This is a genomic window from Nitrosospira sp. Nsp13, from assembly GCF_900101945.1.
GTDB lineage: Bacteria > Pseudomonadota > Gammaproteobacteria > Burkholderiales > Nitrosomonadaceae > Nitrosospira > Nitrosospira multiformis_D.
Map to the genome: position 1 here is coordinate 1 of NZ_FMVD01000006.1, position 17688 is coordinate 17688.

Sequence of the window (17688 nt, forward strand, 5' to 3'; positions counted from 1 at the left end):
GGCATCACCGGCTGGGCCCAAGTCAACGGCTACCGCGGTGAAACCCGGACGCTCGACAAGATGCAGGCGCGCATCGATCACGATCTCGACTATCTTCGTAACTGGTCGCTGCGGCTCGACCTGCACATCATCCTGAAAACCGTCATCGTGGTCTTCAAGGATCGGGCCGCGTACTGAGAGTTTCAAACTCTCTCCAATAGCTCCTATGGGCTATTGTATGTGACCAATACCTCCGTTACCTTCGTTGCGGCCAGGATGACGCCCTTTGCGGTTTATTCTTGCTTGGAAAGATAAAACTATCGATAAAAAATGTTGCTGCTGAATCTTTCCCATTATTATCGCCGTTGGCTGGCAATTGCCATCTTGATAATGCTACCGCTATTTGCCCGAAATGCCGAGGCTGATGCTAGAGACACGTTCAATCTGAATGTTGGTACAAATATTATGTACGACAGTAACGTTTTTCGTTTATCACCCGTTATCGATCCAGTTACTATTTTAGGCCAACCTACTAAATCCGATCAAATCATCACTTCCACGGCGGCACTCAGCCTGAACAAATTTTATGGATTGCAGCGTTTCGAGGCTAATGGCAGCATTGTCGATAATCGCTACCATAATTTTGATTTTCTGAATTTTATCGGAAAAAATTATTTAGCGGCGTGGCATTGGCAACTTACTCCTTATCTTCATGGTAAATTGAGTAGCGATTACAAAGAGTCACTTAACAACTTCGCCAACCTTACGGGATTCATCAACTCGACTAACCGCAATCTTCGTACTGACACTAATCAGCGTTTTGATGGCGTTTTCGAAATCAACCGCGCTTTACATGTTGTCGGCGGCGTTTCCGAAGCCAAACTAGAGAATAGCCAGCTTACGGTGCAGGATTTTGACAATAAAGTTCTTTCCGTCGAGGGAGGACTTCGTTACGTCTTCCCCTCCGGCAGCTCGCTTACCTATAAAACGAGAATCGGTGACGGGGATTTCTTTAAACGACCGCAGCCGATTACCTCCAGTCTCTTCGATACCGGTTTTAAGGAAACGGAACATGGACTCCAATTAATCTGGCCGGTTACTATCAAGACTTCCATTGATGCACGGATTGCACATTTAGATCGTAAACACGACCATTTTTCCCAGCGCAATTTCGCTGGTTTCATAGGTAATTTTGATTTCAACTGGAATGTCACCAGCAAAACCCGGCTTACCGCAAGTTGGACGCGTACTCTCTCCAATTTTCAGACCGCAGCGACCTTCCAGCTTACCCAATTCCAGCCTTTCTCCAGCAGCTATGCAGCAACTAATCGCCTCTCTCTGATGCCCGTCTGGCAGATTAGCGAAAAAACAACATTGCGTCTTCGCTACGATTATATAACCCGTGACTTCCTTGGTGCCGTCATTCCCATCCCTGGCGATCACCGCACCGACACGCAGCATACCGGCCTCATCGCGATGGACTGGCAACCATTGAACTCGCTCTTCGTTAGCGCCTCGCTACAAAGGGATCATCGCTCGTCCAATCTCGAAACCTACAAGTATGACAATACTATCGCCACTATTTCGGCTAGACTCAATTTTTGATAATCGGTTAGGCCAGATCCATCAATGATCGATCTGGTGGAAACTTCTAAGACCGTTACTTGATTTTCCTTTCCAAAACTCAAGTAGTACTTTGTAATCATTTGCTGGATAGTTTAATTCGTATATCGTAGTGACAATTATTTATATAATGAGTTTGCGACGTATGCCATACTGACCTGTCAGTCACGCTAACTGCTACACCCGGATGATAGATCACAAAATAGTCGCAATGGCGAATCATCCCATTAATTTAAATAGAATCGACTGGTTGCAACAAAAATCCTTACCAACCCGATCTAATTTTTCTCAAAGTACTCAGAGTATCTTTATTAAATTCTCAAATATTGCGTACAGACTACATTGACGGTTATTATTGTATCTCGGGTATATGTTCTTGTACCTTCTTGCATTTGCCAATTACCCACTGGCATCGCAACCAATGTTCTGTAAGCAACAGTCACGAGCACGTAACACTATAAACCTAAAATACCTAGTTAAACGTTTTCGAGCCTGGCTGGATAGTCCGATGCCTGGCCATGTAACCGATTAATAGAATTGTCAGGCGTATAATTTGAATTTTAAATATTGCGGACATCAACATCATTTCATTTAAGGTACACATGCAAGTCATTCGTCAAAAATTAATATTCCCAACACTATTTGTGTCACTTGCGCTTGGGCTTGCCGCCTGTAACAGCAAGGAGGCCGAAAAGCCCGCCAGCCAGATTGCGGCAAAAGTCAATTCGGGGGAAATCTCGGTACACCAGATCAATTACATACTTAGCCGCACGGGTGCCGGGGCGAGCACCCCTGAAATGGCGCCTAAGATGCGTCGGGAAGTTCTCGACAGGCTTGTGGATCAGGAACTGGCCGTCGAACAAGCTATTGAGAAAAAACTCGATCGCTCGCCTGACGTTCTCATGTCCATCGAAAATGCACGTCGGGAAATCCTTGCCCGTGCCTACGTTGAGCAGGTCGCCGCGGCGATGGACAAGCCAACTGTCGATGAAGCAAAGAAATACTACGCTGAGCATCCGCAGCTTTTTGCCGAGCGGCGCATTTACAATATCCAGGAAATTGTGCTTCCCGCAACACCCGGAATTGCGGACGAGTTACGTGAGATGCTCAATGGTGGCAAATCAATGGAGGATATTGCCAACTGGTTAAAAGGTAAAGACATAAAATTTGCGGGCGGGAGTGCCGCACGTTCAGCCGAGCAGATTCCGCTTGAATTGCTCCCCAAAATACACCCGCTCAAGGTTGGGCAAGGCTTACTTATGGAAGGTCCCCAATCCATTACGGTCATGCGACTTGCCGCTTCGCAGTCGGTTCCGATATCCGAAGATGCCGCACTACCGCGCATCCAACAGTTTCTCGGCAACCAGCGCACGGCGGAAGCGGCCAAGCAAGAGATCAAAGCGCTCAAGGCCAAAGCCAAAATTACCTATATGGGCGAATTCGCTGACGCGGGCGGCACCACATCTCAGGCAGCCGTTGCGCCAGCCGCTGCACCTGCTGCAGGCCCCGTCGCATCGAAGTCTGCTGTTGACATCAATGTTGAAAAAGGTGTCGCCGGTTTAAAATAAAACTTGTTAATTTACTGAATGCATAAGAAAGCATGACATTTATGACCCAGCTACTAATTCGAACACTAATTGTTTTTACCCTGTTAGCGGCAAACGTTTTTGCGGAGAATAATCTCGACTATCCACTCGGTCCGGGAGATGTGCTGCGTATCCAAGTTTTTCAGAATCCTGATCTTACGACTGAAACCCGTGTATCTGAAAATGGTTCCATCACTTTTCCGTTGATTGGTGCCGTTGAAGTGGGCAGTCTTTCTATTGCTGCTGCGGAAAAGAAGATTGCCGCCGCACTCAAAAACGGTGGTTTCGTTCAGCAGCCGCAAATTAACATTGTCGTATTACAAATGCGCGGTAACCAAGTGAGTGTACTTGGGCAGGTTAATCGGCCAGGGCGTTTTCCCCTTGAGACGCTGAGTCGAGTCAGCGACATGCTGGCGATGGCGGGGGGAGCCACGATGCTCGGAGATGACCACGCCATCATTACAGGCATACGGAATGGCAAGCCCTTCCGTAAAGTTATAGATATTCCCGCACTCTACCTCAAGGAAACATCGGACGAAGATATCTTTCTCGCCGGCGGGGATATTATCTACGTGCACCGTGCCCCGGTCTTTTATATATATGGTGAGGCCCAGCGGCCGGGCCCATATCGTATCGAACGTGGCATGACGGTAATGCAGGCACTGGCTCAAGGCGGCGGCCCCACCGCGCGCGGTAGCGAATGGCGATTGCGTCTCCACCGGAAGAATAACGAGGGCAAGGTCGAGAATATTTCGCCAGAGATGACCGATGAGGTGCAACCCAACGATATTATCTATGTACGCGAAAGCATTTTTTGACAGTCAATAAGTCATGACATTCCAGCAATTTCTGCTTATTCTCCGGGCACGCTACAAGGTAGTGGTCTTCACACTATTGATTATTGTGATCGCTACACTTGTGATCAGCCTGCTGTTGCCCAAGCAATATACTGCCAGCACCGCCGTAGTGGTTGATGTCAAGTCGCCTGATCCCCTGGCGGGAATGGTTTTACCCGGCCTCGCGGCCCCTGGCTATATGGCTACGCAGATAGATATCATTAATAGTGACCGCGTAGCTCAGCGCGTCGTCAAATTGCTTCGCATGGATGAGAGCCCTGTTATCCGCGAACAATGGATGGCAGCTACCAACGGTGAAGGCGAGTTAATCGTCTGGCTGGCCGCTCTGCTAAAGCAAAAACTTGACGTCAAACCTTCGCGCGAAAGCAATGTTATCAACATTGATTTCAGTGGCAGCGAACCTGGTTTTGCTGCGGCTGTGGCCAATGCCTTTGCGCAGGCCTACATCGACATCAATCTTGATCTTAAGGTCGAACCCGCCCGTCAATATGCTACGTGGTTTGAAGATCAGATCAAAATACTTCGCGATAAACTTGAAAAGGCTCAACAGGCGCTCTCCGCATATCAGCAAAAAACAGGTATCGTCGCTACCGATGAACGCCTTGATTATGAAGTCGCGAAACTCAATGAACTTTCAACGCAGCTAACCATCGTGCAAGGACAGACTTCCGACAGTAGCAGTAAGCGCAAATCCACAGGCAATCCCGAAACGCTGGCAGAGGTGATACAAAGTCCACTGATTAACACCATTAAATCGGACATCGCTCGTCTCGAGGCTAAGCTACAGGAAGGTAGTGTCAATCTTGGCAGGAATCACCCGCAAACCAAGCGTGCCCAATCCGAACTCGCATCGCTCAGGAGCAAGCTGGCTAGTGAGACACGGCACATTCATGACAGCATCGGGACTTCCTTCCAAGTTGGCAAGCACAAGGAAAAGGAGTTGCTTGAAGCAATGGAGGTGCAAAAAAAACGTGTACTTGAGCTGAACAGGCAGCGGGATCAGGTTAGTGTACTTCAGCGAGATGTCGAAGCTGCCCAACGCAACTTTGAAGGTGTCAGCCTCCGTTCCGCTCAAACCCGGCTTGAGAGTCATTCGGTCCAGACGAATATTTCAACACTCAATCCCGCCTCAATCCCCACCGAACATTCTCGACCCAGGATCCTTCTCAATGTACTGATTTCCATCTTTCTTGGCACGCTACTTGGAGTAGGCCTCGCGTTGATACTTGAACTCGGCAATCGTCGCGTGCGTTCAGTAGAAGATCTCGCCGAGATCATTGATCTGCCAGTACTGGCAATGGTCCCATCCGCAGTTTCACCGTCGACTTTGCGCAGATTTCCCAAGAAACTTTCCCGTCAGAAAGTGTCCAGGCAGGTACTCGGAATTAAGGCCTCCTGATATCAATCGGAATGACTATGAAACCAGTGAGTACCAGCTTCTCCACTCTCAAGCGAAATCAGGCCACGAATTCCGCTGACCCGCTTGTTTATGGAAAGACTCCGCCCATTGGTAGCGGTGGCAGTGCGATTGGAACCATCCTTATTGAAAGTGGACGTCTGTCCGCAGAAAACGCCGAGCGTATCTCGCGGCTGCAAAGCGATCAGGGCAAGCGTTTTGGCGACCTCGCAATCGAACTGGGCCTGCTGACGGATGACGATATACGATTTGCCCTTTCCCGCCAGTTTGATGATCTTTATCTCCCTGCGGATGACACCAGCCTGAATCATCAGGTGGTAGCCGCCTATAAACCATTCAGCCCTGTTGTCGAGAAGCTGCGAGCGTTACGCAGCCAACTTATGCTTCGCTGGTTCAACGCCGAGACGCATCACAACGCTCTTGCCATTATGAGTTCTAGCGTCGGAGAGGGGCGAAGCTTTATTGCCGCTAATCTGGCCGTCGTTTTCTCGCAGCTTGGCGAGCGTACTTTGCTTATTGACGCCGACTTGCGGACACCGTCCCAGCATGAACTATTCAAGCTCGGCAATACTATCGGCCTTTCAGGCATGCTTGCGGGTCGCATCGGTACCGAAGCGATTGCACGCATACCTACTCTACCGGAATTGTATGTGCTTCCAGCAGGGGCTGTGCCGCCGAATCCCCAAGAGTTGTTTGGCCGTGCTGGCTTTGCCGAACTGCTGAAATCACTGATCCGTGATTTTGATATTGTCATCCTGGATACACCGGCTGCAAATGAATACGCTGAAGCTCAAATGATCGCGGCCGGCTCCGGCTCGGCTCTCATACTCGCCCGTAAGAATCAAAGCTCGGTCTCGGAGATGATTAAATTAACCCGGAGCCTTCAGCAGACCCGTACTGCGTTGGTGGGTTCAGTACTTAATGATTTTTGAGCAAAGAAGAAGAATGGAATCGATGCCGGCGCCATATGTTCCGATAAATAATTTCAACCTGAATAGTGGCCCCGTGACGGCGTCGTTTACGGGCAGCTACGACGCTGGATTCACGAGATATCGCTCGTCGCCGAAACAACAATGAGTATGAATTCTCCAGCAACCTTTATCAGACAAGTGGGTCAGCCGAAAGGCTGGACCAATCCGCTGCTTGTCTGGCTACCGATTATTGCCGGATTAATAGTACTTTATTTACCCACCCTGGTTGATTTGTTTCGGGGAGTATGGGGTACCGATCAGCAAGCACACGGCCCCATTGTACTTGGTATTGCTTGTTGGCTTATATATCGCAAGTGGCCACAGATGTGGCAAGTCAGTGAAGGTCAGTCAGCTTCTGCAGCAGCCGGTTGGCCTGTCTTCATTTTTGGCCTGGTGCTTTATATTGTGGGTCGCTCACAAGATATTCTGGTTTTCGAGGTCGGTTCGGTCATCTGGCTGCTTGCCGCCATTCTCTTGTTCATGCGTGGCGTGGCTGCGCTTAAGGCGCTGTGGTTCCCGCTTTTCTTCATGCTTTTCATGGTTCCGCTGCCCGGTGCAGTAGTAGACGTATTGACTATGCCAATGAAAATGGCTGTCTCTTATGTAGCGGAAAATATTCTTTTCTGGGCGAATTATCCTGTTGCAAGGACTGGTGTCATTCTTCAGATCGGGCAGTATAAACTATTGGTGGCGGACGCCTGCGCGGGCCTGCATACCCTATTTACACTTGAAGCACTGGGACTTCTTTACCTTAACATTATTCGGCATGACTCGCTCTTCCGCAACATTGCCCTCGCTATCCTGATCGTGCCTATTTCCTTTACCGCCAACGTTATTCGTGTAATGGTATTGACATTGATTACCTATCACTTTGGCGATGAGGCCGGACAAGGCTTTTTGCACGGGTTTGCGGGCATGGTGCTATTTCTTAGTGCATTGTTATTGATTATTGGGGTGGACTCATTGCTGCAGTTGGGCGTCAAGCTGCGAAGTGCCCGTGATGGCGCGTTGAGAGGAGCGTGAAACGATGAATCTCTGGTTCAGAAATTTTGCTCTTCTGGTCTTGATGCTCGCCGCCTCCGGTCTCGCGCTGGCTCTGCGCCCAACCCACAAGATCGCTGAACAAGGACCGGCCATCGATCTGGAAACAATAATACCGCACCGCTTTGGTGAGTGGTACGAAGATCAGAAGCATTTAATTCAGATGGTTGATCCACAGCAAAAAGAACTCATAGATAAAATCTACACCCAGACCCTTAGCCGCACTTACGTGAATGCCAACGGCTATCGGATCATGCTTGCAATAGCCTATGGCGATAATCAGAGAGACTCCATGCAAATGCACTACCCTGAAGTGTGCTATCCCGCGCAAGGATTTTCGCTTCAGTCAAAGCAAACAGGCGGCCTGGCAACTTCGGCCGGTTCAATTCCAGTAACCCGGATCTTGACCAATCTGGGACAACGCAATGAGCCGGTTACGTATTGGACCACGGTAGGCGATCGTGTGTTTCGGGGGGGAATCCAGAAGAAACTAGCCGAGATGAGTTACGGCCTGAACGGAAAAATTCCCGATGGTATGCTGATTCGTATTTCTTCCATCGACGCTGAAGCTACTAATGCATATAAGATGCAGACTCAGTTTGCCGATCAAATGCTTAATGCTTTAACACCCGAGTACCGCAAAAAGCTAAACGGTAATCTTTCACTCAACTGATCCAATGAAGAAAACTGCACTTCTCACCGGCATAACTGGCCAGGATGGCGCTTATCTTGCTGATTTCCTTCTTAAGAAGGGTTACATCGTGCATGGTATCAAACGCCGTTCCTCGTTATTCAATACTGACCGGATCGACCACCTTTACCAAGATCCGCATGTTTCCCAACGCAACTTTGTTTTGCACTATGGCGATCTGACGGATTCGACGAATCTTATTCGCATTATCCAGCAGGTGCAGCCCGACGAAATTTATAATCTTGCTGCCATGAGTCATGTTGCGGTCAGCTTCGAGACTCCGGAATATACGGCCAATGCCGATGGTATCGGCACGTTGCGAGTTCTGGAGGCCATCCGTATTTTGGGGCTTGAAAAGAAAGTCCGCTTCTATCAGGCCAGCACGTCCGAACTATACGGCCTTGTGCAAGAGACTCCTCAGAAAGAAACAACCCCTTTCTATCCGCGCAGCCCTTATGCGGTTGCCAAGCTCTACGGCTACTGGATCACCGTCAATTACCGCGAGGCTTATGGCTTATACGCCTGCAACGGCATCCTTTTCAATCACGAGAGCCCTATTCGCGGTGAGACCTTTGTCACACGCAAGATTACCCGGGCGCTAACCCGCATCAAGCTTGGCTTGCAGGATTGCCTGTATCTCGGCAATCTGGATGCGCTGCGTGACTGGGGTCATGCTAGAGACTACGTTGAAGCACAATGGCTCATACTCCAGCAGGAAAAGCCTGAAGATTTTGTCATCGCCACCGGTGTGCAGCATACAGTTCGGGATTTCGTCAACCTCGCTGGCAGGGAGCTGGATATCAGCATCGACTGGCGAGGTCAGGGTGTCGGGGAAACCGGTACCGACCAACATGGCAAGGTCATCGTTAAAGTCGATCCGCGCTACTTCCGTCCTACCGAAGTGGAAACGCTCCTCGGCGATTCGACCAAGGCCAAAGAAAAACTTGGATGGGAGCCAAAAACCAGTTTTAAGGAGTTGGTTGCTGAGATGGTATGTGAGGACCTGAAAAGTGCCGAGCGAGATGAGCTGGTAAAGAAACATGGATTCGCTGCCTACGACTATCATGAGTAATAACCCGGTAGCCAGAAATGCCAGGATTTATATAGCCGGCCACCGTGGATTGGTTGGTTCTGCCATTGTTCGGAATCTTCAGGGCAAGGGCTACGATAACCTTCTCACCCGTACCCATACTGAGCTCGACCTGATTGATCCGGTCGCCACCGAGGCTTTTTTTGTACGGGAAAAACCCGATTATGTTTTTCTCGCCGCCGCCAAAGTGGGCGGTATTCTGGCTAACAATCTTTATCCGGCCAACTTCATTCGTGACAATCTCGTTATCCAGACCAACGTTATTCACGCCGCCTACAAAGCTCAGGTCAAGCGCCTCATGTTTTTAGGTTCAAGTTGCATTTACCCAAAACTGGCTCCGCAGCCGATGAAGGAGGAGTCCCTGCTGACTGGCCCGCTGGAGCCGACTAATCGGCCCTATGCTGTGGCCAAGATTGCGGGCATTGAAATGTGCTGGAGCTATAACCGGCAATACGGCACCAAATTTCTTGCCGTGATGCCGACAAACCTCTACGGACCCGGCGATAATTATGATCTGAATAATAGTCATGTAATTCCAGCATTGATTCGCAAATTCCATGAGGCCAAGCAGGCTGGCAGCAAGGAAGTGGTCGTATGGGGCACCGGAAATCCCAAAAGAGAATTTCTCTACAGTGATGATATGGCTGATGCGTGCGTCTTTCTCATGAATCTGCCGGATGAAGATTATGAAAGTCTTTTGGGTGATGATGAATCGAGGACGGGGAGATTTGAGCCGCCACTCGTGAATATCGGAGTGGGCGATGACCTCACCATCAAAACACTGGCTGAGATGGTGAAAGATACTGTGGGTTACACCGGCGAGATTGTGTTTGATACGAGTAAACCAGATGGAACGCCCAGGAAATTAATGGATGTTTCCCGATTACAACGTATTGGTTGGTCTAGCCAAACTTCTCTGGTTCAGGGACTAGGCCGTGCGTATGCAGATTTCCTTCGTGGCCAAAGCTCCGCTTGACCCTGTTAATAGGGATGATGCAACGATATCCCGGAGCACAGTTGCTCACCTTGCGCTCCGTGCTGCTAAGTGGAATTACATCGGTGTAGTATTTCGCGTTGTAATTCAATTGATTGCACAAATCGTGCTGGCACGGTTCCTGGGGCCAGCCGAATTTGGTTATTACGCTCTGTGTTTTATGGTGGTTGGAGTGGGTTATCTCCTCGCCGAAATGGGTTTGAGTTCAGCGTTAATCCAGACACGATCGCTGACCAACAACGACATTCAGCGTGTCTGGACACTGCTTGTGATAAGTGGTCTGCTGTGGGCAGGTTTGCTCGCCGCAGTCGCTGAGCAACTGGCGCTCCTGCTTGGCAACCCGGAAGCGGCGGCATATCTGAGATTTGCTGCCATTCCCCTTTTTCTTCAGGTTATTGCATCTGTTGCTCTTGCGTTATTGAGAAAATCACTCGATTTCAAACGTATTCAACTGGCGCAACTGACAGGAATGATTGTTGGCCAGGTTTTTGTCGGGTTTACCCTTGCCGTGATATTACATACCGCTTGGGCAATGCTTTGGGCCTGGCTAGTTCAGTTGTTGATTTCATGGATACTTATGTTCACTACAGTCAGGCATCGGCTTATCCCCGCTTGGCCCCAAGGCATAAATCATTTGTCCTGGTTTGGTGCGCGCGCCCTTACGACCAATATCGCTAACTGGCTGATAGAGAATCTCGACAATCTTTTGGTGGCGCGTTTCTTTGGTGCTCGTTCGCTGGGATTTTATGCCGTGAGCTACAACCTCGTCCGCTACCCAACCAATCATTTGGTAACGACCTTGCAATCGGTCCTTTTCCCCACCAGCGCCGCTATCCAGAATGATCCCAGTGCCTTGCGTGCGGCCTATCTTGCGACCCTGTCCCTCGTCGCCGTTGTCACGGTGCCTGTTTTTATTTCCGCTGCAATACTTGCAGAGCCTCTAATACTTGTCTTGTATGGTCAGGAATGGAAAGAGGCCATTGCAATGATGCAACCGCTCGCCCTAGCCATGCCTTTGCATGCGATGACAGCCGTATCCGGGCCCCTTTTGTGGGGGATGAACCGTGTGGGGACCGAATCCCTGCTTCAATGGTTCACAGTATTTTGTTTTCTTGGGTTGGTTATTGTTCTTGGTCTGGCTACACCTGTTCAGCTCGCCTGGGTGGTGTTTGGGGTCTACCTTATAAGGGCCTTTTTACTGGTGTTGGCTGTTATGCGTATACTCGATTTGCGGCTGGGTGAAGTGATAGGTTGTTTTCGTGGACCTTTAGTTCTGGCTTGTGTCGCTGCAGGCAGCGCCGTCCTGGCAGTAGCATTTGCTAATGCGCATTACGCTCTAATTCAGATTGGACTTGCTATAGTCATCGCGGGTTCGCTTTCCTTTGCGTTGTTTTGGCTGGCTCCCGGGTGGGTGCTGGCTCCAGGCCTCGCCAGGGTGTTGCGCCGGTTTTCCGGCCGCCTTCCGCAATCTGTTGCGTCACGCATAGAGGCCATTATGCGTGAGAACGAGCATCGGACAAACAGGGAACAGAGATGAGGATTGGTATTATCAGTCCAGTAGCAACAGCAGATGTACGGCATCTTCTTGATGTTGGCGACGTCATGCCCTTGCCACCGGGCTACCCTGGCGCACCTTTTATCGCTACACTTATCACCACATATCTGGGAATGGGTCACGACGTTGTTGCATTTACTTCGGACCGCAGCCTTCATCCATCGAATGATCCTCAATATCTGGATGGACCAGGTTTCCGCCTGTGGCTTTGTCCGGCCCGGCCAAATGGAACGTTTCCTCGCCACGGGCGACTGGGACGAATCTGTGATTTCTTCTCCCTCGAGCGTCAGAAACTGGCACTGGCGGTCGCGCAGGAAAAGATCGATATTCTCCATGCACACTGGACTTACGAATTTGCAATGGTAGCTCAAGAATCGGGTATTCCTGCCATTGCCACAATGCATGACGTGCCTGAAGACATTTTACGTTTTACCTTGAGTCCCTATTATTTCGGCCGCTACCTGATGGCTCGAAGAATACTGGCAAGAGGTCTTCCACTAACAGTTGTTTCCGGTTATCTGGCAGACAGGTTGGCACAAAAAGGTATCAGTCCGGCAGACGTGATTGCAAATCCTTTGCCAGTCTGGCTCAAGGATCTTGAACCGGTGCGGGGAGGATTTCCTGTCAATGGACGGTTCCCGGTTATATCAATGGTCGCAGGATATTGGAACGGGTTTAAAAATCCACTGCCGGGAATAAAAGCCTTTGCGAATATTCGACAAACAACCGGGCAAGCCCCCGAGCTGCATTTGTATGGCCCGGACTTTGGCCCTAATGGGAAGGCCGAGAAATATATACGGGCGGCGGGTGTGCGCCTCGATGGCATAAAATTACGGGGCGGCGTGCCACATCGCAAGCTGTTGGAAAAGTTGTCCGGCTCTGATGCATTAGTGCATACAGCTATTACTGAGTCGTTCGGCATGGCTGTGGCTGAAGCCATGGCGCTGGGAGTACCGATTATCGGCGGAATCCGGTCCGGCGCGATACCCTGGTTGCTGGAGCACGGCGCAGCAGGCCAATTGGTGGATGTGATGGATGTCGCTGCGGTCGAGGCAGCGATACTTCGAGTACTGCAAAGGCCCGATGAGATAAGAGTTCTTGCCAGTCATGCTCAAAAGCGGATATGGCAGATTGCCAGTCCCGAAGCAATAGCCGGGCAGTATCTCAATGCTTATCACCGCGTGCTCAATAACCTTATCCTGCCACATCAGGATACATATCAGGGGCTAGCGTAGTTTTCTGCCGCAGGGTGATTTCCCTCCAGACCTGCGGGCGTCTGTCCAAAAGCAATCATGGGGAAACAGTTATTGTGCAGCAATCTTGATTTATTGATGAGAATGACGGGAAATACGACATGGGATTAAAGCAAGAGCTCCGAAGTTTACTGCGGAAGGCGGGATATGACGTGTCCCGATTTGATCCGGCTTCCCATTCATTGGCACGGAGAAAAAAATTACTGGAGACCTATGCAATAGATACCGTCCTGGATGTGGGTGCCAATATCGGTCAGTTTGCCAGAGAGCTGAGAAGAGACTTGGAATTTTCCGGGAAGATCATATCCTTCGAGCCACAGAGTTCAGCGTTTGAAACGCTGAAGAAAAATGCGGTACGCGATTCAAGATGGGAGGTGAACAATTTTGCTCTAGGGGATGAAGATGGAACGGCGGATATTAATATTGCCGGGAATTCATACAGCAGTTCACTTTTTAATATGTTGCCTTCGCATCTGAAATCAGCCCCCAGTTCAGAGTATATCGGGCGCGAAACGATTTGCGTCAAGACTCTGGATTCCGTGATTGATAGCTATTGTTCATTGAAAAACAATATCTATCTCAAGATCGACACGCAAGGATTTGAGCATAAAGTAATAAAAGGGGCAGATAAGTCTCTCGACCGCATATGCATGATTCAATTGGAAATGTCCTTGGTTCCGCTATACCAGGGGCAGATACTTTTTAATGATTTGAATAGTCTTCTTACTGAAAAGGGTTATAAGCTCGTGTCTATAGAGCATGGGTTTTCAGATAGGGATTCCGGTCATCTGCTACAGGTTGACGGCGTTTATCATCGTAGCTGAAATCTCTCTGGCAGAAGATCGCAGCGAAATATTTAGCAGCATACGAACTGCCAGTTTGCTCCATCCAGATACATCAAGCCAAATTTTCCATCGAATGCCAGTATGGTTGAAACTATCCTGATTTTCTCAAGTTTCGTGCTCGCGGCAGGCTCGATTTTGAGTTTCTTTTCCCTGCAACGAGGGGTCGGATACCTCGGACGCACCCGCTTGGCCTATTTACTGGTTTGGATGATCGGTCTTGGCGGTACCTTCCTGTTTGCGGTTATTCGAATTGGCGGGGGGGAATATGATCCTGTGATTGGCGAAACGGGTGGAGGTGGATTCATTGCTATCGGGGCGATTTGGTTCAAGCGGATAGTGACGGCGCTTTCATTGGTGACGGCCGTTGGTGTGATCGCGCATTTTTCAACTGGAAAAGACCGAGTACTCAAAACCGGCACTGGTTTGATCAGTGCATACTTTATCTTTATCATCGCCAGTTTTGTACTGAGCTCACTCTTTGGCACAGTGCCGGCATTTGTTCCCCAGTTGTTTTACGGTCCCATAATGCTGTTGGCGTTATTCATGCTTAACGATATACCGCTCAAGGGATTCGTTTACCATGTAAAACTGGTGATTGGAGTTGTATTGGTGGGGAGCTTGCTGCTATGCGTAAAACTGGACTGGGCATTTTCTTATACCGCACAAGGGATCCTGATTCCAGGATTATCGGGGCGGCTTGCCGGGTTGACAGCGCATCCAAATCAGCTGGGACCGCTCGCTGTCATTTATTTGTTGCTTGAATGGTATCAACCATCTCGAGCCGGCATCCGTATCTTTTTTTTAGGAGCAGCTTTACTGACGCTACTGCTTGCGCAGTCCAAAACAGCCTGGATTGCCGCGATAGTAGCAGTAGGCGTTCTGGCCGCTTACTATCTGATTTCGTCACGTTTCCTGTCCGAGAAAGGCTCATCAGAAATGCGATTCCGGGCTGCATTAATATTGTCGGTAGCAGGCGTATTCTCCGTTATTGCGTTTGCCGGAGTGCTCTTCTCGGATGAGTTATTGATCAGATCGAGTTTCCGTTATTCCGCACTGGCATCGTTGTCTACCTTTACCGGAAGGACCGAGATTTGGGAGATAACGCTCCAGCTTTGGGAAAGGAACCCGTGGTTTGGTTATGGGCCCACTTTGTGGGGACAGGAGTTTAGAGCGAAGTTTCTGATGCTCTATGTGGGTCAAGCGCATAATCAGGTGATTCAAACGCTGGGTGATTCCGGTTTAGTGGGTCTTGCCGGTCTCCTCATCTATTTGGGTACCCTGGTTGTATATGCGATACGGACAGCGTCGTATACGCGAGGGATATCTCTTGCGCTGGTTTCCTTCTTGTTGCTCAGATGTGGAACCGAAACCCCTATTAGGACTCTCGCGGTTATTGATGCAACGTTTTTTATGCATTTCATGATTTTTGGATTTCTGCTTTTTGCCGCGAACGATTCCTTATCAGATTCCAGGCGTCGCTAAATTATGAAAGTCGCCGCAATACTCACTTGCCATAATCGCCGTGAAAGCACGCTAGCTTGTTTGGAAGCGCTTTATTCGCTGGATAAACCATCTGACTGGGAGCTGACCGTTTATCTTACGGACGATGGCAGCAGCGATGGCACGTATGAAATTGTTCAAGAGTTTTATCCAGAAGTTTTCATTACGCGAACTGACGGAAACGCATACTGGAACGGAGGCATGTATATATCGTTTGAAAAGGCCCTCCAAGGTGGTCATGATCGATTTCTGTGGCTTAACGACGATACGCATCTGGTAAAGGACACATTGCTCAGGCTTGAACACACGCTCAATACAAGGAGTGCAATAAGTGGTGAATATGCTATCGTCGTGGGAACTGTTCAAGATCGCAAGAGGGAAAAGGTAACCTATGGTGGGGTCGTGTTTTCTTCCTGGTGGAAACGCACGACCCCGCAACTGGTGTATTCAGAGACCGAAGCTGTTGCATGCGAGACGGTAAACGGCAATTGCGTATGGATTCCAGTGGCAGTTGCTTCCGTGGTGGGAAATCTGGACACCATATTCGTTCATGGACTTGGCGATTTTGACTATGGTCTTCGTGCCCGGAAGGCGGGTATTGCACTCTGGGTTGCACCTGGATTCGTCGGGGTCTGCGATAGAAATAGAATTGAAGGAACGTTTATGGATAGGAATTTACCTCTCAGAAAACGACTGAAGATTATTTTAGGCCCGAAAGGGCGGCCGCCCCACGCATGGGCGGTTTTTACACGTCGGCATTGCGGTCCTGCGTGGGTATTTTACTGGTTCTTTCCCTACGTCCGGGTTTTCGCGACGTGGAGCATTGCCTGGTTATCCCGGACATTATTTCGAAGGAGAACGATATGACACACCATGTAAATGGAAAATTCTGGCTAGCCGGATTCAAAGTCAAAGCGGCGTATATGATTCTCCTGATGGGTTTAGCTGGCGTTCTGTCATCAGGGGGTGCGGTTGCGGCAGAAAATACAGTTCCCGCAAAGGAAATTGATCGAAAATTTTTTGGGATGCATATCCATCATCTTGATGTGCCATATCCGAAGGGGCAGCGCTCAGGGTGGCCCTTCATACCTTTTGGCTCCTGGAGATTATGGTGGACCTATACGAATTGGTACGAGCTTGAACCAGCTAAAGGTAAATGGGATTTTTCTCGGCTCGATCGGTATGTCGAACTTGCGGAAAAACATGATGTTGACGTGATGCTGACTCTCGGGCGTACGCCTCAATGGGCTTCATCACGGCCAAAAGAGCCATGCGGGCAGGGTCTTGGTTGTGCCGCCGAGCCAAGTGATTTGAACGACTGGGCCAATTACGTTCGTACCGTAGCAAGCCGGTATAAGGGACGCATTTCCGCGTACGAAATCTGGAACGAACCCGCTTTCTCAGAAGTGGAGACAACATTCCGGGACGGAAGAGCCGCGCAATCCTACTCGGGTTCTGCAGCAAAGATGGTTGAACTGGCTAAAGTTGCCTACACAACGCTCAAAGAGGTTGATCCGGCAATTACGGTGGTTTCGCCTTCTGTCACAATTGAAGGCAATGGCTTGAAACGACTTGAAGCATTTCTCAAACTCGGGGGCGGACGGTGGGCCGATGCTATCGGATTCCACTTTTACGTAGCGCCTCCGGAAGTAATAGCTGATGTGGCTTCACGCCTGCGCACCTTGCTGAATACCTATGATTTGCCGAATAAGCCAATCTGGAATACAGAAATGGGCTACCAGTTTGCACGAGCGGACTTGGGTATTCAATCACAAGCGCCTAAAGGCCGCTGGCAGGATATTCTTGATCACGAGCAGGGAGCCGGTTATGTAGCGCGTGCGCTGATTCTTTCTGCGGGCAGCGGTATTCAGCGAGTGTACTGGTTCAATTGGGATGGGGAGCCGCCTCATCCGACAATGGGGCTGGCTGGATCTGCGGGACACAGCCCAACCACTATGAGCATCGCGTACAATAAAGTATTCAATTGGCTGGTGGGCAGCCGGCTCACCGGATGTACACGCAGTTCCCTGGAAGTATGGTCGTGCGGGATTGAACGAGGTTCCCGGCGTGGTGTGCTGGTTTGGTCGGAGAAAGTGGGAGGCGAGTGGAATCCTTCGCCCTTCCGGGCAGTGGCATTTGAGCAGATCGGCCGGGCCGATGCTGCGATTGATCCGGGCCAGAAAATTCCCATTGGCCCAGTCCCGATATTGGTCAAAGCTGAGACGGCGGCTTGGTAGAGTAGTCTTGGAGTTTTCCGGTTGTTGACTGCGGCGTTGAGCTTTACCT

Annotated in this window: 16 protein-coding genes; all 16 read left to right on the forward strand. The window is 49.8% G+C overall.

Going from position 1 to position 17688, the window contains the following annotated elements; all coding sequences use genetic code 11:
- Positions 1-177: sugar transferase (locus BLO43_RS08640; RefSeq protein ID WP_175443906.1), on the forward strand; the 177-nt coding region annotated here is incomplete at its 5' end.
- 132 nt (positions 178-309) lie between these two features.
- Positions 310-1584 (forward strand): XrtB/PEP-CTERM-associated polysaccharide biosynthesis outer membrane protein EpsL, encoded by a 1275-nt coding sequence (gene epsL, locus BLO43_RS08645; RefSeq protein WP_090906735.1) that lies wholly within the window; start codon positions 310-312, stop codon positions 1582-1584.
- Between the two features lie 620 nt (positions 1585-2204).
- Positions 2205-3170: an EpsD family peptidyl-prolyl cis-trans isomerase gene (locus BLO43_RS08650; protein ID WP_254773400.1), complete on the forward strand. Its 966-nt coding sequence runs from the start codon at positions 2205-2207 to the stop codon at positions 3168-3170.
- A gap of 41 nt (positions 3171-3211) precedes the next feature.
- Positions 3212-4006: a polysaccharide export protein EpsE gene (gene epsE, locus BLO43_RS08655; RefSeq protein WP_090906870.1), complete on the forward strand. Its 795-nt coding sequence runs from the start codon at positions 3212-3214 to the stop codon at positions 4004-4006.
- Between the two features lie 13 nt (positions 4007-4019).
- Positions 4020-5444: a chain length determinant protein EpsF gene (gene epsF, locus BLO43_RS08660; protein ID WP_090906737.1), complete on the forward strand. Its 1425-nt coding sequence runs from the start codon at positions 4020-4022 to the stop codon at positions 5442-5444.
- 17 nt (positions 5445-5461) lie between these two features.
- Complete coding sequence (epsG, locus tag BLO43_RS08665; RefSeq protein ID WP_217628053.1) at positions 5462-6394, forward strand: chain length determinant protein tyrosine kinase EpsG; 933 nt, start codon at positions 5462-5464, stop codon at positions 6392-6394.
- 147 nt (positions 6395-6541) lie between these two features.
- Complete coding sequence (gene xrtB, locus BLO43_RS08670; protein WP_074634069.1) at positions 6542-7456, forward strand: exosortase B; 915 nt, start codon at positions 6542-6544, stop codon at positions 7454-7456.
- Between the two features lie 4 nt (positions 7457-7460).
- Complete coding sequence (gene epsI / locus BLO43_RS08675) at positions 7461-8147, forward strand: exosortase-associated protein EpsI, B-type (protein ID WP_074630482.1); 687 nt, start codon at positions 7461-7463, stop codon at positions 8145-8147.
- A gap of 4 nt (positions 8148-8151) precedes the next feature.
- A complete protein-coding gene (gene gmd, locus BLO43_RS08680) occupies positions 8152-9237 on the forward strand; it encodes a GDP-mannose 4,6-dehydratase (protein ID WP_074630481.1) in 1086 nt (361 codons plus the stop codon).
- Positions 9230-10231, forward strand: coding sequence for a GDP-L-fucose synthase family protein (locus tag BLO43_RS08685; RefSeq protein ID WP_090906738.1), 1002 nt, complete (start codon positions 9230-9232; stop codon positions 10229-10231). The genes gmd and BLO43_RS08685 overlap by 8 nt, the downstream gene beginning before the upstream one ends.
- A complete protein-coding gene (locus tag BLO43_RS08690) occupies positions 10197-11786 on the forward strand; it encodes an oligosaccharide flippase family protein (protein ID WP_090906739.1) in 1590 nt (529 codons plus the stop codon). The genes BLO43_RS08685 and BLO43_RS08690 overlap by 35 nt, the downstream gene beginning before the upstream one ends.
- Positions 11783-13039, forward strand: a complete 1257-nt coding sequence (locus BLO43_RS08695) for a glycosyltransferase family 4 protein (RefSeq protein ID WP_090906740.1) — start codon at positions 11783-11785, stop codon at positions 13037-13039. The genes BLO43_RS08690 and BLO43_RS08695 overlap by 4 nt, the downstream gene beginning before the upstream one ends.
- A 170-nt stretch (positions 13040-13209) precedes the next feature.
- Positions 13210-13881 carry an FkbM family methyltransferase gene (locus tag BLO43_RS08700; protein ID WP_254773401.1) on the forward strand — a complete coding sequence of 224 codons (672 nt, stop codon included), beginning with the start codon at positions 13210-13212 and terminating at the stop codon, positions 13879-13881.
- Positions 13882-13983: 102 nt separating this feature from the next.
- Entirely contained in the window at positions 13984-15384 is a 1401-nt protein-coding gene (locus BLO43_RS08705; protein WP_090906742.1) for an O-antigen ligase family protein, read from the forward strand.
- A gap of 3 nt (positions 15385-15387) precedes the next feature.
- Positions 15388-16269, forward strand: coding sequence for a glycosyltransferase family 2 protein (locus BLO43_RS08710; RefSeq protein ID WP_217628054.1), 882 nt, complete (start codon positions 15388-15390; stop codon positions 16267-16269).
- Positions 16266-17639 carry an endo-1,4-beta-xylanase gene (locus BLO43_RS08715; protein WP_090906743.1) on the forward strand — a complete coding sequence of 458 codons (1374 nt, stop codon included), beginning with the start codon at positions 16266-16268 and terminating at the stop codon, positions 17637-17639. Before BLO43_RS08710 ends, BLO43_RS08715 begins: the two co-directional genes overlap by 4 nt.
- The last annotated feature ends 49 nt before the right edge of the window (positions 17640-17688 follow it).